25 protein-coding genes are annotated in these 26,041 nt (G+C 45.4%); 13 read left to right on the plus strand and 12 right to left on the minus strand.

Translation table 11 applies throughout. The annotated features are described in order from the left end of the window. The 9 genes from QUA44_RS01905 to QUA44_RS01945 form a co-directional block, all read left to right on the plus strand. Positions 1 to 287: hypothetical protein (locus tag QUA44_RS01905; RefSeq protein ID WP_333247709.1), on the plus strand; the 287-nt coding region annotated here is incomplete at its 5' end. Positions 288 to 327: 40 nt separating this feature from the next. After that, complete coding sequence (locus QUA44_RS01910) at positions 328 to 1,128, plus strand: ABC transporter permease (RefSeq protein ID WP_333247707.1); 801 nt, start codon at positions 328 to 330, stop codon at positions 1,126 to 1,128. 192 nt (positions 1,129 to 1,320) lie between these two features. After that, entirely contained in the window at positions 1,321 to 2,223 is a 903-nt protein-coding gene (locus QUA44_RS01915) for an Rpn family recombination-promoting nuclease/putative transposase (RefSeq protein ID WP_333247705.1), read from the plus strand. Between the two features lie 44 nt (positions 2,224 to 2,267). Next, a complete protein-coding gene (locus tag QUA44_RS01920; RefSeq protein ID WP_333247703.1) occupies positions 2,268 to 4,316 on the plus strand; it encodes a Gldg family protein in 2,049 nt (682 codons plus the stop codon). 120 nt (positions 4,317 to 4,436) lie between these two features. Further along, positions 4,437 to 5,102: a DUF4340 domain-containing protein gene (locus QUA44_RS01925; RefSeq protein WP_333247701.1), complete on the plus strand. Its 666-nt coding sequence runs from the start codon at positions 4,437 to 4,439 to the stop codon at positions 5,100 to 5,102. A gap of 257 nt (positions 5,103 to 5,359) precedes the next feature. Continuing rightward, entirely contained in the window at positions 5,360 to 6,490 is a 1,131-nt protein-coding gene (locus tag QUA44_RS01930) for an ABC transporter ATP-binding protein (protein ID WP_333247699.1), read from the plus strand. A 298-nt stretch (positions 6,491 to 6,788) separates the two neighbouring features. After that, positions 6,789 to 7,919, plus strand: coding sequence for a spermidine/putrescine ABC transporter substrate-binding protein (locus QUA44_RS01935; protein ID WP_333247696.1), 1,131 nt, complete (start codon positions 6,789 to 6,791; stop codon positions 7,917 to 7,919). Positions 7,920 to 8,074: 155 nt separating this feature from the next. Continuing rightward, positions 8,075 to 8,986: an ABC transporter permease gene (locus QUA44_RS01940; protein WP_333247695.1), complete on the plus strand. Its 912-nt coding sequence runs from the start codon at positions 8,075 to 8,077 to the stop codon at positions 8,984 to 8,986. Between the two features lie 316 nt (positions 8,987 to 9,302). Beyond that, the gene (locus QUA44_RS01945) at positions 9,303 to 10,148 is read left to right on the plus strand and encodes an ABC transporter permease (RefSeq protein WP_333247693.1); all 846 of its coding nucleotides are present in this window, start codon (positions 9,303 to 9,305) and stop codon (positions 10,146 to 10,148) included. A 301-nt stretch (positions 10,149 to 10,449) separates the two neighbouring features. On the opposite strand, the gene QUA44_RS01950 is transcribed toward QUA44_RS01945, so the two are convergent. Both QUA44_RS01950 and QUA44_RS01955 read right to left on the minus strand, forming a co-directional pair. Next, the gene (locus QUA44_RS01950; RefSeq protein WP_333247691.1) at positions 10,450 to 11,268 is read right to left on the minus strand and encodes a fatty acid desaturase; all 819 of its coding nucleotides are present in this window, start codon (positions 11,266 to 11,268) and stop codon (positions 10,450 to 10,452) included. Positions 11,269 to 11,627: 359 nt separating this feature from the next. Beyond that, entirely contained in the window at positions 11,628 to 12,440 is an 813-nt protein-coding gene (locus QUA44_RS01955) for an acyl-CoA desaturase (RefSeq protein WP_333247689.1), read from the minus strand. A gap of 80 nt (positions 12,441 to 12,520) precedes the next feature. On the opposite strand from QUA44_RS01955, the gene QUA44_RS01960 reads away from it, so the two are divergent. Continuing rightward, the gene (locus tag QUA44_RS01960; protein WP_333247687.1) at positions 12,521 to 13,768 is read left to right on the plus strand and encodes a methionine gamma-lyase family protein; all 1,248 of its coding nucleotides are present in this window, start codon (positions 12,521 to 12,523) and stop codon (positions 13,766 to 13,768) included. On the opposite strand, the gene QUA44_RS01965 is transcribed toward QUA44_RS01960, so the two are convergent. The 6 genes from QUA44_RS01965 to QUA44_RS01990 form a co-directional block, all read right to left on the minus strand. Then, the gene (locus tag QUA44_RS01965) at positions 13,758 to 14,495 is read right to left on the minus strand and encodes a DevA family ABC transporter ATP-binding protein (RefSeq protein ID WP_333247685.1); all 738 of its coding nucleotides are present in this window, start codon (positions 14,493 to 14,495) and stop codon (positions 13,758 to 13,760) included. The two genes, QUA44_RS01960 and QUA44_RS01965, sit on opposite strands and share 11 nt — an antisense overlap. Before the next feature lie 61 nt (positions 14,496 to 14,556). Further along, the gene (gene devC / locus QUA44_RS01970; RefSeq protein WP_333247683.1) at positions 14,557 to 15,711 is read right to left on the minus strand and encodes an ABC transporter permease DevC; all 1,155 of its coding nucleotides are present in this window, start codon (positions 15,709 to 15,711) and stop codon (positions 14,557 to 14,559) included. A gap of 244 nt (positions 15,712 to 15,955) precedes the next feature. Continuing rightward, complete coding sequence (locus QUA44_RS01975) at positions 15,956 to 16,291, minus strand: DUF2834 domain-containing protein (protein ID WP_333247682.1); 336 nt, start codon at positions 16,289 to 16,291, stop codon at positions 15,956 to 15,958. Between the two features lie 46 nt (positions 16,292 to 16,337). Then, complete coding sequence (locus QUA44_RS01980; RefSeq protein ID WP_333247680.1) at positions 16,338 to 16,970, minus strand: Vat family streptogramin A O-acetyltransferase; 633 nt, start codon at positions 16,968 to 16,970, stop codon at positions 16,338 to 16,340. Positions 16,971 to 17,004: 34 nt separating this feature from the next. Further along, complete coding sequence (locus QUA44_RS01985) at positions 17,005 to 18,510, minus strand: HlyD family efflux transporter periplasmic adaptor subunit (protein ID WP_333247678.1); 1,506 nt, start codon at positions 18,508 to 18,510, stop codon at positions 17,005 to 17,007. Positions 18,511 to 18,523: 13 nt separating this feature from the next. Continuing rightward, positions 18,524 to 19,102 (minus strand): TetR/AcrR family transcriptional regulator, encoded by a 579-nt coding sequence (locus QUA44_RS01990; RefSeq protein WP_333247676.1) that lies wholly within the window; start codon positions 19,100 to 19,102, stop codon positions 18,524 to 18,526. 324 nt (positions 19,103 to 19,426) lie between these two features. On the opposite strand from QUA44_RS01990, the gene QUA44_RS01995 reads away from it, so the two are divergent. Both QUA44_RS01995 and QUA44_RS02000 read left to right on the plus strand, forming a co-directional pair. Beyond that, positions 19,427 to 19,888 (plus strand): GNAT family N-acetyltransferase, encoded by a 462-nt coding sequence (locus tag QUA44_RS01995; RefSeq protein ID WP_333247674.1) that lies wholly within the window; start codon positions 19,427 to 19,429, stop codon positions 19,886 to 19,888. A gap of 52 nt (positions 19,889 to 19,940) precedes the next feature. After that, complete coding sequence (locus QUA44_RS02000) at positions 19,941 to 20,312, plus strand: DUF2237 domain-containing protein (RefSeq protein WP_333247672.1); 372 nt, start codon at positions 19,941 to 19,943, stop codon at positions 20,310 to 20,312. Positions 20,313 to 20,431: 119 nt separating this feature from the next. Here the strand turns inward: QUA44_RS02000 and QUA44_RS02005 are convergent, their stop codons facing one another. Together QUA44_RS02005 and QUA44_RS02010 are read right to left on the minus strand one after the other, a co-directional pair. Continuing rightward, positions 20,432 to 21,244, minus strand: a complete 813-nt coding sequence (locus QUA44_RS02005) for a leucine-rich repeat domain-containing protein (protein ID WP_333247670.1) — start codon at positions 21,242 to 21,244, stop codon at positions 20,432 to 20,434. Positions 21,245 to 21,339: 95 nt separating this feature from the next. Next, positions 21,340 to 22,539 (minus strand): Coenzyme F420 hydrogenase/dehydrogenase, beta subunit C-terminal domain, encoded by a 1,200-nt coding sequence (locus QUA44_RS02010; protein ID WP_333247668.1) that lies wholly within the window; start codon positions 22,537 to 22,539, stop codon positions 21,340 to 21,342. 333 nt (positions 22,540 to 22,872) lie between these two features. Here QUA44_RS02010 and QUA44_RS02015 point away from each other — a divergent pair, with 333 nt between their 5' ends. Continuing rightward, positions 22,873 to 23,418 (plus strand): hypothetical protein, encoded by a 546-nt coding sequence (locus tag QUA44_RS02015; protein ID WP_333309462.1) that lies wholly within the window; start codon positions 22,873 to 22,875, stop codon positions 23,416 to 23,418. A 138-nt stretch (positions 23,419 to 23,556) separates the two neighbouring features. Here the strand turns inward: QUA44_RS02015 and QUA44_RS02020 are convergent, their stop codons facing one another. Both QUA44_RS02020 and QUA44_RS02025 read right to left on the minus strand, forming a co-directional pair. Next, on the minus strand, positions 23,557 to 23,817 hold the full coding sequence (locus QUA44_RS02020; protein ID WP_333247664.1) for a hypothetical protein: 261 nt from the start codon (positions 23,815 to 23,817) through the stop codon (positions 23,557 to 23,559). A 162-nt stretch (positions 23,818 to 23,979) separates the two neighbouring features. Beyond that, positions 23,980 to 25,452: a DEAD/DEAH box helicase gene (locus tag QUA44_RS02025; RefSeq protein WP_333247662.1), complete on the minus strand. Its 1,473-nt coding sequence runs from the start codon at positions 25,450 to 25,452 to the stop codon at positions 23,980 to 23,982. Between the last annotated feature and the right edge of the window lie 589 nt (positions 25,453 to 26,041).

Below are 26,041 nucleotides of genomic sequence, written 5' to 3' on the forward strand. Positions count from 1 at the left end.
CTTCTCAACCAGAACCGGTTGTCGAAAATCTGCTCATTGTCGAAACGGTAGAGTCGCTAGAGCCTTCTCAACCAGAATCCGAACTGATTTTAGATGCGCCAAAGTCGCTAGAGCCTTCTCAACCAGAATCCGAACCAGTTGTAAAAAATCGGCCACTTAAAAAAAAGCCACAACCGAGTAGCGATTCTCGACCAGAAGAGCCACCTCTTACCAAAAAGCGACAAATAGAAAAACAACAACAGGACAGTGACGACAGCGAAACACCACCCGCAGGCGACTCAGAATGAACCAATTACCAATGGCCAATTACCCATTCCCAAATCCTAAATGTTAGTAATGATTAGTAATATTGTCGCAATTTACCGCAAAGAACTACAAAGCTATTTTGCCTCGCCATTAGCCTATGCCATCGCAGCAGTCTTTTGGCTAATCACCGGCTACTTTTTAATAGCCATCCTCCTCGCCCCCGACGGGTTGATTCCCCAAATCGGCCAGCGAGACCAAATGGGAATTACCGAACCTCCCATAGACGTAGCCTACGAATTCCTGCAACTATTTCTGCGAATAATGGGTTCCCTTTCCTTGTTCGTATTACCCGCACTCTCAATGGGACTTTATGCAGAAGAACGCAAACGTGGCACCTTAGAACTATTAGCCACATCGCCATTAACAAACTGGGCAGTTGCTACCGGCAAACTCCTCGGCGTTTTAACATTTTATACCACAATGTTGCTGCCCCTGCTGTTCTGCGAGGCGATCGCCCTCAGTTCCTCAACCCCACCCGTACCCCCCGGAGTTCTTTTGCTAGGACACGGCGGCTTAATATTACTAGCAGCAGGAGTATTGTCCCTCGGAATGTTTATTTCCTCCCTCACCGACAGCACAATTTTATCCGCCATCCTCACCTTCACTCTAGTATTATTTCTCTGGGTGATCGATGCAGCCGCCGTCGGTATCGGTGGTCCCTTCGGAACAGCATTAGGACATTTGTCCCTCCTAACAAATTACACCAATCTTGTCAAGGGAGTTTTCGATACCAGCAGTTTAATTATGTTTGCCAGTTACATCATTTTAGGAGTATTTCTGACCGCCCAATCCATCGATGCCTTGCGATATCAGCGTTCTTAAAAGTATCAGGCAAGGCTTCGGGGAATAAAGAGGAAAGAGTGGGAAAATAGGAGATTTGGAGAGTTGCACATTAAAGGAGACACCACCAATGCCCACCCTTCGACTTCGCGAGCGGGCAACATGCCCAATGCCCTGTTTGGCCAATGCCCCATTCCCAATTAATGTTAGTTATTCCACTAATTTCTTGAAATAATGAGATTTATCAATCCAAAAATCGACTTTGCGTTCAAAAAAATATTCGGTTCCAGCGACAGCAAAGACATCCTGATTAATTTTTTAAACGCCATCCTTTATGAAGCACAGCCTGTCATCGAAGACTTAGAAATAATCAACTCCCAACCAGAACCTCAAACTCTCGCAACCCAAGACACACACCTAGATGTCAAAGCCACAATTAACGGCGGCAGAATCGCCCTAGTTGAAATTCAACTCCTCAACGTGCCTTCCTTCGGCAATAGAGTTTTGTACAACGCTGCCAAAAGCTACAGCCAGCAATTAACAGGAAAAGAACGCTACGAAAGACTAAAAACAGTAATTTCTTTAAAAATTGCCGACTTTGAAATGTTTGAAAATCAGCCGGAATTTATGTCACGGTTTGTTTTCCAAGAAAAAGAGCAACAGTTTGAGTGTCCAGATACTGAAATAGAATTAGTATTTATCGAACTGCCCAAATTTAGCAAGGAATTAGCAGAATTACAAACAACCGCCGACCAATGGATTTACTTTCTCGAAAATACCAGCACTTTGGAGACAGTACCAGAAACACTCAGTGCAGTTCCCGAAATTCAGAAAGCTTTTAGAATTGCCAGCGGGGAAAACTTCACTCAGGAAGAATTAAATGAATTGCAGAAGCAAGAACTGTGGATTCAAGACCAGCAGATTGCCATAGATGTAGCAAGAGAACAGGTGACAAAAACCGCTCAACTCTCGTTAATATTGCGTCAGCTAGTGCGGCGTTTAGGCACAATACAACCGGAAACCGAAAACTGCATCCGTCAATTAGGTATACAGGAATTAGAAGAACTAGGAGATGCCGTGCTGGATTTTAACAATCCGTCAGATTTAACAGCATGGTTGCAGACTAATGCGATATAGAATAACATCCTCGACCCGGAAAATTTTCCCTCAATATTTACATTATGAAAATTAGCAAAACAAATTGGAAATACGTTTTTTTGCTGGGCCCCCTCCTCATCGCAGCGGGGGTAACAGCAGCACTTGTATCTGGAGTATGGGACCCCCTGACAGTCGGTTTAGTTATTGCCGGAGCAGTGACGATCGCACTTTGGCTGCTATATTTGAGTTACGAACAAAGCTTTTGGGGGCAGCGTTCCACTCAAGCGGGCACCAACGCCCTGATTGCCACCCTCGCCGTCTTTGTGATTCTCGGAGTAATTAACTTCATAGCCGTTCGCTATCCCGTCCGCATCGACTTAACCGAAAGCCAACAATTTACCCTTGCCCCCCAGACTCAACAAATACTGCGAAACCTGCAACAAACAGTCAAAGTTTGGGTATTTGACCCCATCCAAAACCCCCAAATCAAAGAATTGTTGCAAAGCTACAAACGCGAGGGAGGCGAAAAGTTTCAATTCGAGTTTGTTGACCCGCAGGCCCAACCGGGAAAAGCGCGGGAATTTAGTATTACTAGCATCGGAGAAGTTTACCTGCAATCCGGCGAGAAAAAACAGGTACTGCAAAAAGGTGGCACTACTTTTGGTAGCGACCCAAATCAAGGGCTTTCAGAGATCAAACTTACCAATGGCTTAGAAGAAATCCTGAGCACTCGCGTTGCTACAGTTTACTTTTTGCAAGGCAAAGGAGCCCGCCCGCTAAAGGAAGGTCAAGGCGGAATTCAGCAAGCTGAAAAAGCTCTGAAAGATAAATACTACAACGCCCAAACGCTGAATTTGACAGAACGAAAAGAAGTGCCAGAAGATGCAGATGCTTTAATCGTTCCGGGGCAGGACAAACCGTTTTCCGATACAGAAATTAAAGCACTAAAAGCTTATCTCGATCGTGGCGGCAGTTTATTGTTAATGGTAGACCCGGCAATTGATACGGGATTGGACAAAATGCTGCAAGAATGGGGCGTAAAACTAGACACCCGTTTGGCCATCGATGCTTCGGGCACTGGTCAAAGATTTGGTCTGGGCCCCACGGTTCCCACCGTCAGGCGCTACGGCGAACATCCGATTACTCAAAGTTTTGGCAACGGTATTTCATTTTATCCATTTGCGCGTGCTTTGGAAACCTCGCCAGTAGAAGGGATAGAGGAAAAACCGCTGATTTGGACGAGTCAGGAAAGTTGGGCGGAAAGCGATTTGACGACTAAGAAATTGGAGTTCGATCAGAAGACCGATCGACAAGGCCCGCTATTATTAGGTGTGGCTTTAGTGCGATCGTCCACTGACAGCACTCCCTTAAAGCCCTCACCTTCACCAACACCGGTCACGCCTTCACCCCAAGCATCTCCGACAACTTTACCGTCGCCGATAGATTCACCATCACCGATAGATTCACCATCACCGATAGATTCACCATCACCGATAGATTCACCATCACCGACAACTTCACCATCACCGACAACTTCGCCATCACCGACAACTTCACCATCACCGACAACTTCGCCATCACCGATAGATTCACCATCACCGACAACTTCACCATCACCGACAACTTCACCATCACCGACAACTTCACCATCACCGACAACTTCACCATCACCGACAACTTCGCCAACAGCTTCCCCAATCAGCTATTCGGTGATTGTCTCGCAAGAAGCTACGCCTCCAGCATTACCGACGACTTCGCCAACACCGACAGCATCTCCCACAGAATCTCCGGAAAGTTCGCCAACACCAACACCCACAGCATCTCCCAGTCCAACGGCAACTCCTTCTGTGCCTTCAACTCCTAGAAAAACATCGCGAATGGTAGTAATTGGCACATCTCAATTTGTGACTAACGGTTGGTTTGACCAACAACTCAATAGCGACGTGTTTCTCAATTCAGTCAGTTGGTTGAGTAAACCAGACCAACAAAGCTTTTCTATCAGTCCGAAAAAAGCTACCAACCGCCGCGTTAACATGACTACCATCCAAGTAGGATTGCTGGTTTTAGCTTGGCTAATGTGGCCTTTACTCGGACTTGGAATTGGCGGCGCTATCTGGTGGAAGAGAAGATAAGTTAGTTGACTGTTGACGGTTGTCAGTTGACAGTTGACAGTTGACAGTTGGCAGTTGTCAGTTGACTGTTGTCAGTTGTTATTAATAACAGACTCCCCAATACCCAATGCCCAATTCCCAATGCCCAATGCCCAATTCCCAGTTACTATGAAATTGCAGAAAAATACATTAGTATTGATAGCCGTCGCGTTGAGCATGACTGGGTTGGTTGCTTTGTTCGAGATGCAAGTATCTCCGAAACAGGAAGCCGCTAAGGAAGAAAAACAGAAAATTTTTGCTTTTAACTCCGATCGCATACAATTCTTTACAGTCAAAACTCCCGAAAAAATCTTGACTTTTGAGCGAGTTTATGCTACAAAAGGAGGCAAGTCTAGCTGGGAAATGAAATTGCCAGTGCAAGCACACGCGAGTCAGGCATCGGTGGATTTCTTGCTAGACAGGCTGGCAACAGGAAAGAGCGATCGCACGATTAATACTACTGCGGCTAAACTCCCAGAATTCGGTCTAGACAAACCCCAAGCTACAGTCACAGTCAAGCTGGACAACCAGGAAACTCATCGTTTAGTTTTAGGCAAAACAGACTTTAGCGGCCGCTTCTTGTACGCTCAAGCCAATCCGCCGGAAGCGCCCCCTCAAAATTCAGCCGAAAATTTGCCCGTGCTGCTAGTGCCTTTTGACTTTAAAAATGCCGTCCAGCGACCTTTGTCAGAGTGGAAAAAAGCAGAAGAACCCAAAACAGATAAACCGCAAAAACCATCCCCCACGCCAAGTCCTGAGAATAAATAGATGGCAGTTCTATCTGAGATGTTGCACGATTCTCAATAAGTCTTTTATGAACAGGCTTTCCGGCCTGTTCCACAAAGAGTGAATTTTCTTGTGGAACAGGCCGGAAAGCCTGTTGCTGAGAATGGTGCGCTCTGAGATAGAATTTAAAGAACAAATCCCAAAACCTGTTACATCGAACATTCCTCACCTAAAATACAGAAAAGTCTAAACTTAAACTGTATTTAAGTGGCGTGCATTACCCCCAGGAAAGGGCGAATATGTTTCAGACAGCACTCAACCAAGGTACGACAGCAACGGATACAGCGCTTGACGTTGAACTCCGCAAGGTCTTTAAGGTATTTAACGGCGAAACCGCAGTTCGCGGAGTTGACATCAGCATTCGACAAGGAGAATTTTTTAGTATTCTCGGCCCCTCCGGCTGCGGCAAGACTACGACGCTGCGTTTAATCGCTGGCTTCGAGACTCCCTCGGCGGGCGAATTGATGATTCGGGGCCAGTCGATGACCAACACTCCAGCTTACCGCCGTCCGGTCAATACCGTGTTTCAAAGCTATGCTTTGTTCGGACACATGAATGTCTGGGACAATATCGCTTTTGGACTGCGGATTAAAAAGCTGGGGAAAGCGGAAATTGAAGAACGGGTACGGGAAGTTTTGCAATTGGTGAAAATGGAATCTTTCGCCAATCGGTTTCCCGGTCAAATGTCGGGCGGCCAGCAGCAGCGGGTGGCTTTGGCGAGAGCTCTGGTAAATCGACCGGCGGTACTGCTGCTAGATGAACCGCTGGGGGCTCTAGATTTGAAGTTGCGGAAGCAGATGCAGTTGGAACTGTCGAATTTGCATCAAGAATTAGGCTTGACTTTTGTGATGGTGACTCACGACCAAGAAGAGGCGATGAGTCTGTCAGACAGGATTGCGGTGATGCACGAGGGCAGAATTGAGCAAATTGGTTCACCCGAAGAAATTTATGAGTGTCCGCAGACGGCTTTTGTGGCGGATTTTATTGGGGATACGAATTTGTTTTCTGGTACGGTGGAGTCGATCGACCGATCGACTCTCACAGTTCGCACCTCGGCCAATCTGAAAATAATCGTTCAGCAGTCAGATATGTGGAATGGTGTCACAGGCGACTCTGTGGTAGTCAGCGTCCGGCCGGAAAAAGTATATTTGAATCTATACCAGCCGGAAGTGTCGGTCAACTGTTTTGAAGGGCGGCTCAAAAATACTATGTACATGGGCACTCACGTTCATTATGTGGTTGAGTTGACCTCGGGCGATAAAATTACGGTGCGCCAGCCAAATACCGGCGGCTCTTTCCCAGACCAGAACACGCCGATTTATGCTTACTGGGGAACTACTGATTGCCTTGCTTTGGGCGATCGAAAATAATGAGGGAGAATGGGAGAGGGGGAGAATGGGAGAGGGGGAGAGAGGGAGAGAGGGAGAGAGGGAGAGAGGGAGAATGGGAGAGAGGGAGAATGGGAGAGAGGGAGAATGGGAGAGAGGGAGAATTCCCAATTACCAATCCTCAATTACCAATTCCCAATGCCCAATTCCCAATTACCAATTACTAATTCCCAATTACTAATTCCCAATTACTAATTCCCAATTACTAATTCCCAATGCCCAATTCTCAATTACCAATTCCCCAATCTAAAATCTAAAATCTAAAATCTAAAATCTAACTGTGCCTCCGACTAACTTACCAATTTCCAGGATTTTCCCGGCTAATTCTACACGCCGTCAGTTCCTAAAAAATTCGGCGGCGACAATTTCCGGGTTAGCTCTTTCGAGTTGTGGCTGGCGACTTGCAGACGTACAATCTGCTCCTCCCGTCAAAGGTTCGGCAGACCAACTTTTCATCTATACTTGGGCAGGCTATACCGATAACGCTTTGCTTGATCGCTTTGCCGAAAAAACTGGCATTCGCGTAGTGGCCGACGTGTTTAGCTCCAACGAAGAGATGCTGGCGAGAGTTCAAGCCGGTGGCGCCCGCGCCTACAGCATCATTTACCCATCTGATTACATGGTGGTTCAAATGACGGAACTTGGGCTGTTAAGCCCATTAGACCACTCGATTTTGGGCGGGATTGATCGGCTCAAAAAACAGTTCCAAAACCCTGTCTATGACCCAGGAAATCGCTACAGTGTGCCTTTGAGTTGGGGAACCACAGGCTTGATTTACAACAGCGAACAACTCAAAGAAGAGCCAGAAGATTGGGACTATTTGTGGCAGCACAAACAAGAGTTAGCAAAGCGAATGACGCTGGCGAGTGATGTTCGAGAAGTCATGGGCGCTGCGTTGCGGATGCTGGGCTATTCTTTGAATTCTACGAACCAAGAGCAAGTGAAACAAGCTTACGAAAAGTTGGTGGAGCTCAAACCGGCGATCGCATCTTTTACGACTGACGCTTGGCGGCCTCAAATACTGACAGGAGATTTGAAGGTAGCCATGTGTTATTCTTCTGATGCTAATGAAGTAATTCCAGATAACGATAAATTGCGCTATGTCGTGCCAAAAAGTGGCTCTTCTTTATGGACTGACACTTTAGTAATTCCTAAAGGTGCTCCCAATCCCGAAGCAGCTTATAAATGGATGAACTTTATGCTACAAGCAGATATCGCTGCTTCTTTAGTCGAACGGCTGAGTTTTTCAACTCCTTCGGAAGATGCTTATAGTTTGTTAACGCCGGAAGTCCGGGAAAACCAAATTCTTTTCCCTTCGGAAGCTGTTTTAAGAAATTGCGAAGGTGTTGCTCCGGTAGGGAAATTTATGGAAGTGTACGATCGCTACTGGACTCAATTAACCAGCGGCTGATCCTCACCTGTAGGGCGGACTTTACACGCAATCTCTGACTTTTATCCAAATTTTACATCCATCCGCCCTCACAGCCGATCGCCCACTGCATCCATCCGTATTAGATCCGCGTTAATCCGCATTCATCAGCGGTTAAAAAATCCAAACTATTATTTATGGCTGTTTCCACCAAAGCTCCCCCTCCGATTCCTCCCACATCTCCAGTGAAAGCTGAAACCGCCTCCCCGTGGTCGTCGTGGGCTGGGCCGCTAGCATTGCTCGGCCCTTCTGGGTTGTTTCTAGTTTTATTATTAGTAATACCAACTCTGGTAATTTTTCAGCTTAGCTTAGTACCAAATATTAAGCCGGGAGATTTGGTGAATCCTTCGGGAATCGGCAACTATCTGCGAGTGTTTGAACCGCTGAATTTGCAGGTGATGGGTCGATCGCTCTTTTTCGCAACGGGAACGACTATTCTGTGCTTGTTGCTGGGCTTTCCCGTCGCTTACTGGATCGCCATCAATGTCTCGCCGAAGTGGCGGAATTTAACATTGTTGGGCTTTGTGTTGCCGCTGTGGACTTCTTCGCTGTTGCGATCGTATGCTTGGATTACAATACTGCGTCCTACGGGCGTTCTCAACTCGGTCTTAGCCCTTGTAGGCATCCCTCCTCTAGAATTGTTAAATCAAAGTTCCGCCGTTCTCATCGGCATGGCTTACAGCTATTTGCCATATATTGTAACAATTCTCTACGCTTCTTTGGAAAAGCTCGATCGCAGATTGTTAGAAGCATCTCAAGATTTGGGCGCGAATCCGATAGAAACTTTCTGGAAAGTGACAGTACCCCAGACAATGCCGGGGATTGCGGCGGGTTCTTTGCTAGTATTTATTAGCTGTCTGGGCGATTTTGTCGATCCCGAGTTGCTCGGTGGAGCTTCCAGCATGACAGCCGCTCGTTTGATTTACAATCAGTTTTTGGGAGCAACACAAAATTGGGGGCTGGGTTCGGCTCTGAGTATGGTATTAATTTTTGCAGTGAGTATCGGAATTGCCCTTTTGCTCAAATATGGCGATCGTAATGCAGTTTAAGTTAGTTGACAGTTGACAGTTTAGTCAGTTGACAGTTGACAGTTGACAGTTGACAGTTGACAGTTTAGTCAGTTGACAGTTGACAGTTGACAGTTGACATTACTTATTGATTGATTGATTGATTGATTGATTGATTGATTGATTGGTAGTTGCTAGTTAATGGTTATTGATATGTTTCGCAAATCAATAATAACCAATAAAAAATGTAAACTGACAACAATCAATGCTTATCTTCCCAGATTACCAATTATCAATTCCCCATTCCCAATTCTCGATTGCCAATTCCTAATTCCTAATTCCCGATTAATAATGAGACATGGAAAATACCGCCGACAATCCACAGGAGGAAATACAAGCCGATATGTACTTAAAACCTAAATTTAAGGTTTCTTGGCAGGTAATATTTGCCGTTTTGATGTTTTTTTATATGTACCTGCCCATCCTGGTACTCACATTTTACAGCTTTAACAAATCGCGCTTTAGCGCCGGCTGGGAAGGATTCACCTTAGATTGGTACGTTAAATTATTTAGCGATACGCGGATATTAATTGCCCTCAGAAACAGTTTAACAGTCGCTGTTTGTGCAGTTGCAATCTCGGCTGTACTCGGAACTTTAATGGCCGTTGGTTTAGCCCGCTACCGCTTTCCGGGGAAAAGTTTATATCAGGGTGTTTCCTACTTGCCGATTATTATTCCAGATATTGCCAGCGCGGTTGCCACTCTAGTATTTTTAGCAGCCCTCGCTATTCCTCTGAGTTTGTGGACAATTGTCGCCGCCCACGTTGTATTTTGTCTGGCTTACATCGCCCTAGCTGTTTCTACTAGATTGGCGGATTTAAACCCCTATTTAGAAGAAGCTGCCTTAGATTTGGGTGCAACACCTGTTGAAGCTTTTATTCAGGTTTTGTTACCTCAATTAATACCCGGGATTGTTTCTGGTTGTCTGCTGTCTTTTGTCCTCAGCATGGACGATTTTTTGATTGCGAGTTTCACCGCAGGTAGCGGGACTACAACTCTGCCGATGGAAATTTTTAGCCGGATTCGGACTGGGGTGAAACCTGATATTAATGCTCTCAGCGTGCTGTTGATAGTAGGTTCGGGAGGATTGGCATTTTTAGCAGAATATTTGCGCGGCCGCAGCGACCAAAAACGGTCTCATTAGTCAGTTGACAGTTGACAGTTGTCAGTTGTCAGTTGACAGTTGACAGTACGCTTGGTTAGGGCTTTTTTGCTAATTTTATTTATGGTTGTTGTCGCAAGGGTATTGGATTATGTTTTTTTCATTGTGAGCTATGGGTGGCAATCTCAAGTCCCTGGGATTGCTTTCCCGAAGCGCAATGACATTATTTCCTAAGTTTGTAGTTTTTACTGCTACCTCACCTTTTTAGTTAATCCGCATTTAAATTATTGTGGGGTGGGCTAGAAGCCCGCCCCCACAAATTCAATCTAAATGCCGCAACAGCTTATTTTGCTGCTGGTAATTTCACCTTACTGGCTAAACCGAGTGCTTCCAAGACTTGAATTGTCATCCAAGTAAAGTCAATTTCCCACCATTTCATACCGTGACGGGCGGAGTATTGAAAAGCGTGGTGGTTGTTGTGCCAGCCTTCGCCGTAAGTCAAAACCGCAACCCACCAACAGTTAGTAGAACTATCTTTAGTGTCGTAAGTGCGGTAGCCAAATTTGTGAGTTGCACTGTTGACAAACCACGTGCAGTGATATACCAAAATTAAGCGGGCAAAAATTACCCAAACTACAAATGACCAGCCTGCTGCTAAGTAAAGCAACACGCCAAAGACGATTTGCATGGGGAGAAAGTAATTTTGCAAAAATTTGTAAAATGGATCGCTGGAAATGTCTTTTGTGCAGCGGGAAATTTCAGCGTGAGCGGGGCCTTTATACAGCATCCAGCCGATGTGACTCCACCAAAAACCATTCTGGGCGTTGTGAGGGTCGATCGCATTTTGGTCAGAGTGGGTGTGGTGTAAACGGTGTAACCCAACCCAATCAATTATTCCTCCTTGACAGGCAAGGGCCCCGCAAAATGCTAGAAAGTATTCTACGAATTTTGGTGTCTGAAAGCTGCGGTGGGTGAGCAGGCGGTGCCATCCGAGAGTTATTCCTAAACCGCCGGTGATCCAGTGCATGAATACTGTTAAACCAACTGCTGTCCAGTTGAAGTTACTCGGTAGCAATGCGAACAAAGCTCCGATATGCAGTCCTGCTAAACTAATAACGTGCTTCCAATTGTATTGAAGTTTGTCTTGTGTTGCTATTGTCATTCTTTTTTTGATTTCTGATGAGATGCAGACTGGAATTCACGTATAAGAGTTTGGATTGAGTCGCGAACTGTTTTGGTGCACGCTTGCCCAAACTAATAAAGAATCAATGATAGATTTTGGATGAGGATTGAAAAAGATTTACGTTTTTATTGTGAAATTAAAAATTTTGGCTGCGAAACAAAATTTTTTGTTCCCAATTATATTATAACTGATTCTGGTTTTGGTTGGGTCGATCGCACAAGATGATTCAATCTCAGTTCAACCCAACCTTTACCCGATCGAAAAAACAGCATTAGGCATTGGTCGCGAGCCATTAGTCCAGAACTGATGACCGACAACCAATGACTAATTGCCGATCGCTATTTTTCTGCTAATTTCACTTTGGTTGCCAAACCCAGCGATTGCAGCAGTTGAATTGTCATCCAGGTGAAGTCGATTTCCCACCATTGAAGACCGTGGCGAGCAGAGTATTGAAAGGCGTGGTGGTTGTTGTGCCAGCCTTCGCCGTAGGTGAGGACAGCAACCCACCAGCAGTTGGTCGAGCCATCGCCCGACTCGTAGGTGCGGTAGCCGAATTTGTGGGTAGCGCTGTTAACCAGCCAAGTGCAGTGGAACACCACCACGATCCGCATAAACACGCCCCAAACCACGAAAGACCAGCCGCCTAATAAATAAAGCAACACGCCGAAGACAACTTGGATGGGTATAAAATATGCTTGGAGAAACTTGTATACTGGGTCGTCGCCGATGTCTTTGGTAAAGCGGGGAATTTCTACTCTGATCGGTAGATCCGAGAGCATCCAGCCCATGTGGCTCCACCAGAAGCCTTGATTTGAATCGTGGGGATCTGTCTCAGTGTCGGAATGTATGTGGTGTAACCGGTGCATTCCTACCCAGTCGATCGGGCCACCTTCACAGGAAAGAGTACCGCAAATAACTAGAAAATACTCTAGCCATTTCGGTGTTTGAAAACTGCGGTGGGTGACAAGGCGGTGAAATCCGAGAGTAATTCCTAAACCACCTGTTACCCAATGCAGGAATACTGCTAGCCCGACCGCAGACCAGCTAAAATTACCCGGCAGCAAAGCAAATAAAGCACCGATGTGCAGAAAGGCCATAAAGCCTATGACAGGCCAATCAGGAGAAGTTTTTTTGGAAGTTGCAATCGTCATGAATATATTATGTTTACAAACTAGGGGCCGCATCTACGCCATAATGAACAGCGCGCACGCAAAGGGTGAGCGAGGTATAGATGAATAGCGTTTCACGGCTACAGGAAGCAGAACAGGCACTCTTTCAGATTTTTTCTGGTATTGACACTACAGTCAAGCAAAATCTTCAACGAGTCTTAAAAGCTTTTCGCAGCCACCGGGTTGGAGTCCACCATTTTGCAGGGGTTACGGGTTACGGCCACGATGATTTGGGTCGGGAGACTTTGGACGGGGTGTTTGCCGAAGTGGTAGGGGCCCAGGCCGCGGCTGTCCGGGTACAGTTTGTTTCGGGTACTCACGCGATCGCCTGTGCTCTTTTTGGCATCCTGCGTCCTGGTGACGAAATGTTGGCAGTGGCTGGTTCTCCCTACGATACTTTAGAAGAAGTGATCGGCTTGCGGGGGCAAGGTCAAGGTTCACTGATTGAGTTTGGCATTAGTTACCGTGAGTTGCCTCTAACTCGCGAAGGAAGTGTGGATTGGCAGACATTGAGCTCTACTATTTCAGCAAAGACTCGTCTGGTTTTGATCCAGCGCTCTTGCGGTTATTCTTGGCGATCGAGTTTGTCTATTTCTGAGATTGAAAAAATCGTCGCCATAGTCAAACATCAGAATCCTAACACAATTTGCTTTGTTGATAATTGTTACGGGGAGTTTGTTGATGATTGCGAACCTACTGCTGTGGGTGCGGATCTGATGGCTGGTTCTTTAATTAAAAATCCGGGGGGTACGATCGTCCCTGCTGGCGGTTACGTCGCCGGGAGGGCTGATTTGGTGGAGGCGGCAACTTGTCGCTTGACGGCGCCGGGAATCGGCAGCAGTGGCGGTGCAACTTTTGATTTGAATCGGTTGCTGTTTCAGGGTTTGTTTATGGCTCCGGGTTGTGTGGGGGAGGCGATGAAGGGCAATCATTTAACGGCTTATGTTTTTTATAAGTTGGGTTATCGAGTGAATCCTATGCCTTTGGCTAGAAGACGAGATGTGATTCAGGCGATCGAATTCGGTTCTGCTGATAAGTTAATTGCTTTTTGTCGTGCGGTTCAGCAAAATTCCCCCGTCGGTTCCTATTTAGATCCCGTACCGGCGCCGATGCACGGGTATGAAAGTCAGTTAGTGATGGCTGGGGGTACTTTTATTGATGGGAGTACGTCGGAGTTTTCGGCTGACGGGCCTCTGCGCGAGCCTTACGTGGGTTTTTGTCAGGGGGGAACTCATTGGACTCATGTATCGATAGCCCTGGAAGCTGCGATCGAGGCTGTGGGCCCGGCAAATAAAATAACTAATCACTAATTACCCGATCCGGATTTGTTGCTAAACGGCCGTCTTCCATGTAGATAATTCGATCGGCAATATCGAGAATGCGGTTGTCGTGCGTCACTAGCAAAATCGTGCAGCCTTGTTCCTTTGCTAGTTTCTGCATGATTTCCACCACATCTCGCCCGGATTGTTTGTCTAAAGCCGCGGTAGGTTCGTCCGCTAAAACTATTTTAGGGCGACTGACTAACGCGCGGGCGATCGCCACCCTTTGTTTTTGTCCTCCCGACAAATTTTCAGGGTAATAATTAACGCGATCGGTCAAACCCACAGCTTCCAACATTGATATTGACAAAGCATCCATATTCTGATTCAGCATTTCCTTATGTAATTCCAAAGACATCCGCACATTTTGCTTAGCCGTCAAAAACGTCATCAAGTTATGCGCTTGAAAAATATAACCAATTTGCTTTCTCAACTTAGTTAACTGATTCTTACTAGCGCCGCGTATTTCTTCCCCCAGAATATTGAGACTCCCTTCTTGAGCCGAACGCAGACCGCCTAACATCGTCAATAAAGTTGTTTTCCCCGAACCCGAGGGCCCCGTCATAATGACTATTTCTCCGGGGTTGATGTCGAGATTTATGTCAAATAAGGCTTGTTTTTTAAGGGAGCCTTGACCGAAGTAATGGTTGAGTTTTTGGACTGAAATTACTGGTTCGGTTACGGTGGTTGGGTTAGCGGGGAAATTTAAGGTTTGCATGGTGATTTTTGGGAGTTTTTTTGACCGCAGATGCAGGCAGATTGACGCTGATGAACGCAGATTAGAAGATGTCTGCGGGGTCGGCTGATTGGAGTTTGCGAAGGGCGAGGGCGCCGGAACCGGTACACATCACGATCGTCAAACTTAACACTACAACGGATCGATTTGTTGTCATCGCAATTGGCAGTAAAGTGGCAGATTGTCCTAGCGAATACAGTCCGTTGGCTAAAACAATTCCCGGCATAAAACCTAAAACAGCTAATAGCAGAGCTTCTTGAATTAAGACTCCGACTAAATAGCGATCGCTATATCCCATTGCTTTTAAAGTCGCATATTCCGCCAAGTGATCGGAAACGTCGGAGTAAAGAATTTGGTAAACAATAATCAGCCCAACAATGAATCCGATGATTGTACCGAATCCGAAAATAAAGCCGATCGGAGTAGCATTTGCCCAATAAGCTTTTTCAATTTCTGCAAACTCTGCTAGGGTTAAAACTTTCACATCATCGGGCAATATAGCTTTGAGCATTGACTGAACTTTTTGGATGTCAGCCCCCGGTTTTAGGTTAATTAAGCCAACATCAACTTCATCTGGTTTTCGTTCTGGAAATAAATTCATAAATGTAGAATCGCTGGCAATGACATTACCGTCAGCCACGAAGGAAGTACCGAGAGTAAAGACTCCTCCTACTTGAATATTGCGTTTATTGAGTTCAGTTTCGAGGGTAGATTGTTTGTGAAAAATATTGGCAATCTCGCCGTATTCAGGTCGAGAAGATTGGTCAAACAACACATGATTAAACATTTGAATTTGAGGCAATTTTTGATTGACATCAGGCAAATTAAATGTTATGTTGCCGGGGTCGATTCCAAAAATTAAAATCGATCGAGTAGTGCGGGTTGTGGGGTTTCGCCACTCTCCCATACCAATATATAAGGAAGTAACGGATTTTACTCCTTCTACTCCTTGTGCTTGGTAAAGTCGCTCTCGGTTGAAGTCTTTTACCGCAGCAAAAGTTTCAAATTGAGGATTGATTAAAACTAAATCTGTCTGTAAACTTTGGTGCGGCTTAACGGCAGAGTCGAATAGTGCATCTTGAAATCCCAGTTGCACGAATATCAGAATATCTGCAAATGCAATTCCTGCGATAGCAACAGCAAGACGAGTTTTTTCTCTAGTTACTTGCAACCAAGCAAGGGGTGTTTTGCGAAACATAAGCTTTGTTTAGGAATGGGGAATGGGGAATTGGGCATTGGGCAATACGGTTCAGATAAGACAGATCCCCCCTAGCCCCCTTAAAAAGGGGGGAACAAGAAGGTGCTGCGAAGTCCCCCTTCTTAAGGGAGATTTAGGGGATCTCCGGGGAATTAACAGTGTTAGCTGAACCGTATTGGGGCATAGGAGCGAAGTCGAAGCATTGGCATTGAGAATTGAAAACTGGGAATTGGTGATTAGTTATTTATTGTTGATCGCTTAAAGCTGTTTGTTCAAGTTGACGTTGCCGCATTAGAAGAAATAAAGGCAAACCCAGGGAAACACCAACCAGTAAGTTAGTGGCAATATAAATCCACAAGTTTTTCATTTTCAGACGCGAACCTTCGCTAAATACAAAAAACCAAAAAACCACGGAAGACACGATTAAGTCCATGCCAAAAAAGCCGGAAATTTGATTCGCAAACAATTGTCCGAAGAAAGCGTTAACATTCAACCCTTTTTCTAAGAGAAACGGGACAAACTGGGAATACGGCAAAGCAGTGCCCAGAATGCAGAGAACTAAGTATGCAATTTGAAGCATTGGGAAACCTCCACTTTATTAATTTAAAATCGCTATCTTTGCGAGTTTACTCAGCATTACTGAGCGCTTTAATATCAGATTGCATAATTAAGTTAATATTGCGCGAAATCTTGTCAATTTCCCAATCCCACCACCGAATTTCTAATAGTTGTGCAACTTCGGTATCGCTGAAACGCTGTTTGATTAAACCTGCGGGGTTTCCACCGACAACTGTGTAAGCGGGAACATCTTTTACTACAACTGATTTGGCGGCAACGATCGCACCGTCACCGATTTTGACTCCGGGCATAATCACGGATTCATAGCCGATCCAAACATCATTGCCAATAATAGTATCGCCTTTGCTTGGCAGTTCGATTAATAAATTCATGGCTGTTTCCCAACCATTGCCAAAGATGGGAAAAGGATAAGTTGAAATGCCGTCTAGTTTGTGATTTGCACCGTTCATGATAAATTTGACGTTGGTGGCGATCGCACAAAATTTACCAATAATTAATTTTTCACTGCCGTAATTGTAAAGTACATTTTTCTCAAAGTTTTCTGGATCGATTGGATCGTCATAATATGAGTAATCGCCGGCGATAATATTGGGGGATTTTATGAAGTTTTTTATGAAGCACACCCTGCGCTGGTCTGCCATCGGATAAGGTCGGTTCGGATCGGGGCCAAATTCTACCATAACTTTCAATCCTCCAAGGTTTTTAGTAAAGACTTTAGTTTTGTTTAATTGCTACTTGTACCTGCAAATTTGTCAATCCCGCAACTTGTTTGCTAGCTTCAGGATTTAGGTGAATTTTTACTTCCACTACTCGGCTGTCCAAGTTTTCTCCCGGTTGATTGCTAAACACATTTTGTTTGCTTACTTTTAACGCAATCTCTTTGACAGTTCCCTGCAACTCTCCTGAGAATGCTTGGCTAATAACCGCTGCTTTTTGTCCTAGCTTAATTTTGCTGATATCGGTTTGATAAATTTCCGCAACGACTACCATTTGGTCAGTTTTTCCTAAGTCTGCAATGCCGTCATCGCTAATTTTTTCACCAGCGCGAGTATGAATTTTCAGGATTTTTCCAGCATTGGGCGTGCGGATGGAAGCTTGATTTAACTCGGTTTGGGCGCGCTTCACTTGGGCGATCGCACTTTTGACTTCAGCTTCGGCAGCTTGCACATCCACGGGGCGCACTTCGGCTATTTTGTCAAGAGTTGATTTCGCTTCTTCTAGTTGTTCGCTACCCGTTTCTTGAATGCGTTTGAGTGTGGCTTCTGCTTCGTTAAGCTGCTGGATAGATGTCCTGTTGATGCGAGTTAAGTTTGCTTCTGCTTCGTTGATTTGTTGCTTAGCTGTATTGTTAATGCGATCGAGGTTTGCTTGCGCTTCTTCTAGTTGCTGCTTTGCCGTATTGTTAATCCGGCTGAGATTGGCTTGTGCTTCTTTAACTTCCTGGCGGCTGGTTTCTAATGTCAGCCGCTTAGTATCTCTTACCGATTGAGAGATTGCACCTTCACCCGCAAGTTGTTGATGTCGCAAGTCTTCAGCTTTAGCATTACTAGACTCAGCTTCTAACTTGTTAATTGCTGCTATTTGTGCTGTTTTTTCTCCTTGCCATTGTGCCGCTATCCGGCTAATTGTTGCCTGCTGCGCCTTCCTCTCGCCTTGCCACTGCGCCGTGATTCGGTTGATAGTTGCCTCCTGTGCGCTTCTGTCGCCTTGCCATTGCGCTTGCAGGCGATCGACTGTTGCTTCTTGTACAGTTATATTGCCTTGCTGTTCAGCTTTTAGCTTGCTAATTGTTGCTGCTTGGGCGCTAATTTCTCCCGACTTTGCCCCGGCTTTTACTTGTGCTAAACTGGCTTCAGCAACTTTGACTTTCTCTTGGGTTTCATCTAAAACAGATTTTAGTCGATCGCGCGCATCCAAAATTGCGATAACTTGTCCTGCTTTCACCCGATCGCCCTCTTTGACTAAAAGCTGGGAAATGCGATCGCCATCTAACGTCTGCGACACTCCCAAGCGAATCACTTCCCCCAGCGGTTCCAATCTTCCCAATGCCGTGATTTTCCTGGGCGGCGGCGTTTCTACGGGTAAAGGTTCAGCATTTTTAGCTAAAAATCCAAACTGAGAAATGCCGTAAATACTTGTACCAACACTAATAGCAGCGCCAGCAATTACTAATCCCATTACCAATTTATTTTTAGGCTTGATGAAATATTGAAAATTCATATTCCTCCTATATTTACGGTTGTTTTTTTTCTAAATAAGCCAGGATCATTTCTTTTAATAAATTCGCTTGTTCCGCAAAAGAGATCCTTTCGCCTTGATAAAACCTTCTTACCAGTAATCCGTCAACATAGTTGATGATAAATATAGCAATTGCTGGATCGGAAATACCCAAGTAGCAACAAACTGCCTCTTCATAACGCTTTTCCGCTTGCTGGAGTGCCTGATTATTATCAATTTCTTGGCGCGTTTTGTGTTGACAAAAATCAAATGTAATCAAAAAATTTTTAGTAAGGTAATCTTCATTTTTCCCAATATAATCCATGATTTCTTGAATCCTTTCTCCTAGGGTTGGCGGATTTCCCAATTCTGCCAGCGCTTCTTCTTTGGTATCTTCATAGCTCAAGTATTCAATTAACTGCTCGAACAGACTTTCTTTGCTAGAAAAATAGTGGTAAAGCGTACCTGTAGAAACTCCGATTCCCAAGGCAATTTCTCGCATTGTGACTGATGAATAGCCTTTTTCGGCAAACAGCTCAAAACTTTTGTTCAGCAGTTCTTTGCGGTACAATTCGCGGTCAACTATCTTTGGCATAGGTCGATCTATCTTCTGATGTTTGATTCCAGATCCTAGGTTATCGGAGATTTAAGGGCGATCGACTAAATATTCCTATATCGAACATCCGATATAGTATAACCGAATACAAAACAGGCTTTTGGTGGCTGAGCTTGGAAAAATAAGGTATATCGAACAGTTGTTATAATTAATCTCGCACAGACTAGCGGAGCTTGTCAAGGGGTGCAGTAAAATTATTTTTAGAGTCGATTTGTCGGGGCGGGTTTAGCCCAAAATCCCAAACACCCGCAATCAATCTCCGTCCAAAACCCGCCAATCGTGCGAATCTGCACCTGAATGATTATGAAAATCCGAACCTACGAAATCGGCGACACCCAAAAAATTGTAAAACTGTTCTACGACACCGTGCACGAAGTCAATATCCGCGATTACACAAAAGCCCAAGTAGATGCTTGGGCTCCAGCCGATATCGATATTGAAAGTTGGACTAAAAGTTTAAGCAGTAAATTTACTTTCGTAGCAGAAGAAGGTGATAAAATTGCAGGTTTTGGGGAATTAGAAGTAAGCGGCCATATCGATCGCTTTTACTGTCACAAAGACTTTCAAAGACAAGGAGTTGGCAAGCTCATTTTAACAGAAATTGAGTCAAAAGCCCAAGACTTAGGACTTAACAAGTTATTTGCCGAAGCCAGCATTACAGCTAGAGCTTTTTTTGAAAGCCGGGGATTTATTGTGATTAGAAAGCAGGAAGTAGAACGGAGGGATCAAAAATTCATCAACTTTGTCATGGAAAAATATCTATAAACAACTAGCTTTTGTGTAAAATTATATCGAAGAGTTTTGCGGAGGAGTTGTGATGGTGACGGAAGCTACAAATGTGCTGGGCGGAAAATTAGAGACTTGCTGTACGTCGCCCATGACGGGATATTATCGAGACGGAAAATGCAATACGGGCGGCGGGGATTTGGGGGCTCACACTGTTTGCGCCCAACTGACAGAAGATTTTTTGAAATACACAAAAAGAATGGGAAACGATTTGAGCACGCCGGTTCCTGAGTTTAAATTTCCGGGATTGAAACCAGGGGATTGTTGGTGTTTGTGCGCTTCTCGGTGGAAGGAAGCAATGGATGCTGGATGTGCGCCGCGCGTGGTTTTGTCGGCGACTCACGTTTTAACTTTGGAATACGTTTCTTTGGACGAATTGAAGGAACACGCTGCTGATTTGTAGTGTAAAATTTTCGAGCGATCGCTTTTACTCAATAAGGGCGATCGGGTTTTTCTGATGAACACCAAATTTATCATTCGCGAATGAAATATTTAAGTGCGATCGGGCGTCACTGTAAAGTTTTATGGTTGAGTTTGTGGTTCCCACTTACAGATAGACTCTAGTTTGAGAGGGCAGGTTTTAGGGGCGATCGGATTTCCGCTGAGTTGTAACCAAGTCAAGTTAGTTAAGGATTGCAATGGTTTGATGTCATTGATTTGATTGTTTTCGAGATCGATCGCAGCCAGTTTAGTCAAAGATAGCAATGGTTTGATGTCGCTGATTTTATTATTGTTGATATCTAACCAAGTCAGTTTAGTCAAGGATGCTAGCGGTTTGATGTCAATAATTTGATTGTTGCTGACGTCTAACCAAGTCAGGTTAGTCAAAGATGCCAGCGGTTTGATGTCGCCCAAAAGATTGTTGTTGAGTTGGAGAGTAGTCAGGTTAGTCAAGGATGCTAGGGGTTTGATGTCGCCCAGAAGATTGTTGCCGACGGAGAGTGTAATCAGGTTAGGCAAAGATGCTAGCGGTTTGATGTCACTGATTTGACTGTTACTAATGTGGAGTGTAATCAGGTTAGTCAAAGATTGTAAAGGTTTGATGTCGCTGATTTGATTACCCCAAAGGAAGAGTGCGGTGAGACTCGAAAGTTTCTGATTAGCCGCATCGCACTCAGTAGTCTCAACTTGCCGCAACAGCACCTCAACAGTATGTTTACTTTCATAACTCAAAGAATCTTTTTCGCGACACCATTCAGCAAATGTTTTGTTTCCCGATCGCACTTCTGCTGCTTTCGCAGGCCTTCCACTTCCAGATAATGCTAGGATGGCACAGCAAGCAAGTGCGATCGACTTTGATAAATTCATGTGTTTGTTTGCAAATATAAGTGTCATAATCTTGTACCTCTAATTTTCTGAACTGTATACAACAAAGACACGGTAATACCGTGTCCCTGCAAAACAGCTATTAAAAACTCTGTCTATCCGCCTCACTCAGGTAACTTATACTGTCCCACAATCCGCTTAGCATATTCCGGCACATGAGCCTCCAACTTCTCCGGGTAATTCCGCTTCACGTACAGATAATTGCGAGTGAAATGAGAATCAATCGAAAACCGCGCATATTCCAAACCCTTCGGCCCAATTCTCTCAATAAAAACCCCCATCAACTTCGCCGCCCACATCGGCAATGTCACTCCTTTTTCGTAAGCCGGAATGCTTTGCTGAACGGCTTCTTTTCGGTTTCCCTTAGACATCACCGGCTGAGTATTTAACTGATCCGTTACCAAATCTAACATCTCTTGCCCGGTGTCATTTCGCACCACAATCCACTGCCAGCCAAAAGGTGCTCCCATGTAGCCCACAACTAAATCTGCTAAAGAATTCACATAATCAAAACAGCTCAAACAAGAAGGAGCAAAAACATCTTTCAATTCTTTAGTATTCAGCCCGAAAAACGGCACTTTCTCGCTCGAACCATCTTCGTGTTTGAAGTGAACGTTAAAGTCTTGCATAAACTCGTAAGAAACCACAGTTTCAGGAGAGCGGCTAGTCGTATCTAGGAATTTCTGTAATCCCGCGCGGCTGACATTATCGACACAGGGTGTTCCCAAAACGTAGAGCTTTTCTAAACCTAGTTGTTTTTCGACTGTTCGCAAAGCTTGAATTTGACAGCCGACGCCAATTACTAACAGCCGCTTCATCCCTGACTTCTCGATTTGTTCCAATACTGAAAGGTTGGGAGATAGAGTTGGTTTGTTGACCTTTGCTGCGAGAATCTCTTCGCGATTCCTCGCAATTATTGGCATCGGTTGAAAGCGGTCTTCTTTCGTATTTTGGACGCAGACAACGCCTTCAACAATGCCTTTTTCTAGCATTTCGATCGCAATTGAGCTGACAATTCCCGTCCACTGAGCACCTTCAATTGGTTCTTTTTTCTTGGCCGCCATCATATTTTGACTGACTCCGAAATACCAATCGTCGGGATTGTCGAGATTGCGCGATCGCCCGTGAATCTCTTCTTCTAGTTCTGCGATATGCTGAGTTAAGAAAGCGCAAGCTTCCTTGACATAATGGATATAATATGTGTCGCACAAACCGCACTCGCTACAAAGCTCTTTCGCGGGGCGGCGGCTTCCTGGTTTGAGGGCTTTAGATTTTTGGTGTTTAGTCGAATCTATGGCGGTCATCTAAATTGCGGATTTTATGGAGAAACGGCTTTTGTTAGGATATCACACCCATTCCGGCGATTCAGTAGTCGTGCTAATTAAACGTAAAATGGCGTTGGTAATCAGAAACCCCGAATCAAGGCGGACACGGGGGTACGCCCCCTACAGAAACCGGGTTTCTCTATGTTATATTTTTGGGGATGAATATTGTTACTGTTTTAGTCCTCGCAGGCGGACTTTGGCTGTGTAAGAGCGAATTGTATTCGCCCGCAATCATTATATTTATCCGGATATAACAGGATATTGCAGGAATCTACTGCCAAATAAAGGTATAAAAAAATGGTAAGATTGTTTGTGACAACAGCCGTCGCTGGCATCATGATTAATTTGGCAATTTCTAGCTTAGGATTTGCTGCTTTAGTTCGCCCGATTCCTGCGATGAATCCAACTGTTGCGGTGCTAGAAAGAATGCTGGGCGCGACACAAACGCCGGCGGCGATCGACTATTCGCGCTTGGGGATTGGCGGCGTGCGATTGGGGATGTCTGTAGAAGAGGCAAAACGTAAGTTGGGAAAACCTCAACGCGACGAAACTAAACCGGGCGGTAAGGCGATCGGGGGCAAATTTCGCACGCTAACCTACTCAAAATTGACAGTAGCAGCCTGGGATGGCAAAGTTTATTTAATTTCTACTACCAATCCCAAGTTCGTGACAATTGATGGGATTAAGATAGGAGATAACAGCAAAAAAATTGTTAAAACTTACAGTTATGGGTCGCAATCTGTGCAGGGTGAAGTGACTCGGTTGACTTACAGCAACGATCAAAAGGCTTCTAATTTGGTTTTGGAACTTAAGGGCGATCGCGTGCAAAAGATTATTATCGGCACGCAGCTCAACTAAAATATTACACAATAGTCCAAAAATTTCCGTGTACAGGTTCGCAGTCAGGACTTGAGTCCTGCTTATTTCTTAGGTTTTTCAGCCTTTCGGTGAGTTGACTGGAGGGCTTTTTCTTGATGCGCGATCGCCCAAATCTCCTTAATCCTCTTCATCATCATCCGACAATTTTGCCATTTCCTCAGCAATTAGTGTCTGAAAATCCTCTCCACAGTGCAGGTTCAGGTGAATTGCAGCACTCATGAACTCTGCTAGAATTTCAGCTTTTTGTCGATCGCTCAAATCAGGTAACTGAAGCTGATGGATTAAAGTAATAACATTTTGACACTCAGTACCCAACTCTTCAATTAACGTACTCAGCGTAGAATTAGTGACAGAAATTGTCCGATCGCTAAGTTCCATATTGATTTACATCGTTTACGGTTGTTTTTGGATGATTTAACCGCAGAGAGCGCAGAGGACACAGAGGAATAGAAGAGAGAGATCAACAAAACAATGTAGAGACGCGATATCGCATCTCTACACATATTTCAAAGTAAAGTGCGCCTCAGCGCACCCTACTAATTAGCTGTTCTGGGGAACGGGAGAAGGAACGCTCGAACCCACAGAATTACTCGACGCACCAGTCTTAGCCCGCTTCTTGATCAAGATTGGCTTGACGCTGTTTTCTCCACCAATAGGGGGATCTTCTTGTTGAGCGTAATCAGCACCCATCCAAGCCGGACGGCTTTGATCGAAGGCCATTTGCAAAGCAGCAGCGGCGATCGCGTGGGCGTCGTATTCCTCAGACAACTGAGACACCAGAGGCAAGAAAGATGCCATCCGTTCGCCAGCCAAAGCTTCGCGAACTTTACCCTGCATCTTTTCCAACTGACGCGCTTCAATTTGTGCCCGTGTCGGAATGTTTCGTACTGTCAAGCTCGATCGCACGTGGCGTTCAATCAAACGCAGTTTGCGGCGATCAACAGGTTGAATCAGCGTGATTGCAGTTCCTTCGCGACCAGCCCGGCCGGTACGTCCGATCCGGTGAACGTAGCTTTCTACGCTATCGGGCAAGTCATAGTTAATCACGTGAGTCAAGTGATCCACGTCCAAACCCCGCGCCGCAATATCAGTCGCCACTACCCAGCGCACCTGACATTGGCGGAACCGATGCAGCAAACGTTCCCGCTGTGCTTGGTTCAAATTACCGTGATACTCGTCAACGCTGTGACCGGCTGCTTGCAGTTGGCTAGTAAGTTCTGCCGCCGACTGCCGCGTCCGCACAAAAATCAGTGCAGATTCTGGGTCTTCCATTTCTAGGATTGGCTGTAGAGCTCTTGCCTTCGACCAGCCGCGAGGAATCATGTACACGCCTTGGCTGATCCGCTTCGGCGTTGCTTTTGGCTGTTCTACGGTGACGTTGACTGGGTTGCGCAAATGGCGCGTTACCAATTTCCGAATGGAAGCTTCCATCGTCGCCGAGAAAAATGCCGTTTGACGTTCTTTTGGTGCAGCATCCAAGATTTTTTCCACATCTTGGATAAAGCCCATGCTCAGCATTTCGTCAGCTTCATCCAAAACCAGCCATTTTACCTTGTCTAGTTTCAGGCTGCCGCGGCTCAGCATATCTAATATGCGTCCGGGTGTACCGACAACGATGTGAACGCCACGCTTCAAACGCTGCATTTGGCGATCGATCGATTGACCACCGTACACCGTCAGAACTTGCAGAGAGCGACCGACTTTTACCGGGCCGTCGCTGCTGATGCCGCTCAAATCGCGGATGGCTTCAGTTACCTGCATCGCCAATTCGCGAGTCGGTGTCAGCACCAATGCTTGCACCGCAGTTACATCTAAATCAATCCGCTCCAAGATGGGCAACGAAAATGCTGCCGTTTTGCCAGTTCCTGTTTGGGCTTGACCCACAACATCGCGACCTGCTAACAGGTGTGGAATGGCTTGTACTTGGATGGGAGTAGGTTCTGTAAAGCCGAGTGTTTCCAGATGGAGAACGAGTTCTTCCGAAAGACCCAAGCCTTCAAACAATAAATTCATTAATGCTCCTAATAACGAGTCCTTAGCCTTCTAAGTTGCCCAACTCGGATGCGGATTTCTGCTATAAGGCAGGAACTCATTATGAGTTCTGTACGGTGCTGCGCCTGCGCGCACCTTTTTAAATAGCAATCGAGTATAGGGCAGCTCCGTCGATGGTGACTAAATTTACCGATTCGACAGCCGTCTTTGATTTTGTGACATCACCGATACCAACCGCCAGCGATCGGGTTATCGACTTCCAACATTCTTAAAATAGTACATTGGACTTCCTTTGAGGTACTTGCAAGCTTTCTCTCTAGGGCGTTTTATAGTGAGGATGATGACCAGCCCCACTGAACTGCACTACATAGTAGTTACAGGTTTGTTAGTTCAGGCGCTATCCCGCAATCCGTCGTCTGCGGGATTCAACAGGGGATGCAGCGACCGTTACTGCCTATCCATCTCAACACTCTTTCGGGATACCGTTGTCGTGTAGGGCGGACGGCGAAGCAATCTCAAATTCTCCCCGCTGGTTTCTGACTTTATGTTAGCATAACTCTTTACATTCAGAAACAAAACAGTGAACTACCCGACGGTGACCTGCGGTACA

The organism is Microcoleus sp. N9_A2 (assembly GCF_036701775.1).
GTDB lineage: Bacteria > Cyanobacteriota > Cyanobacteriia > Cyanobacteriales > Microcoleaceae > Microcoleus.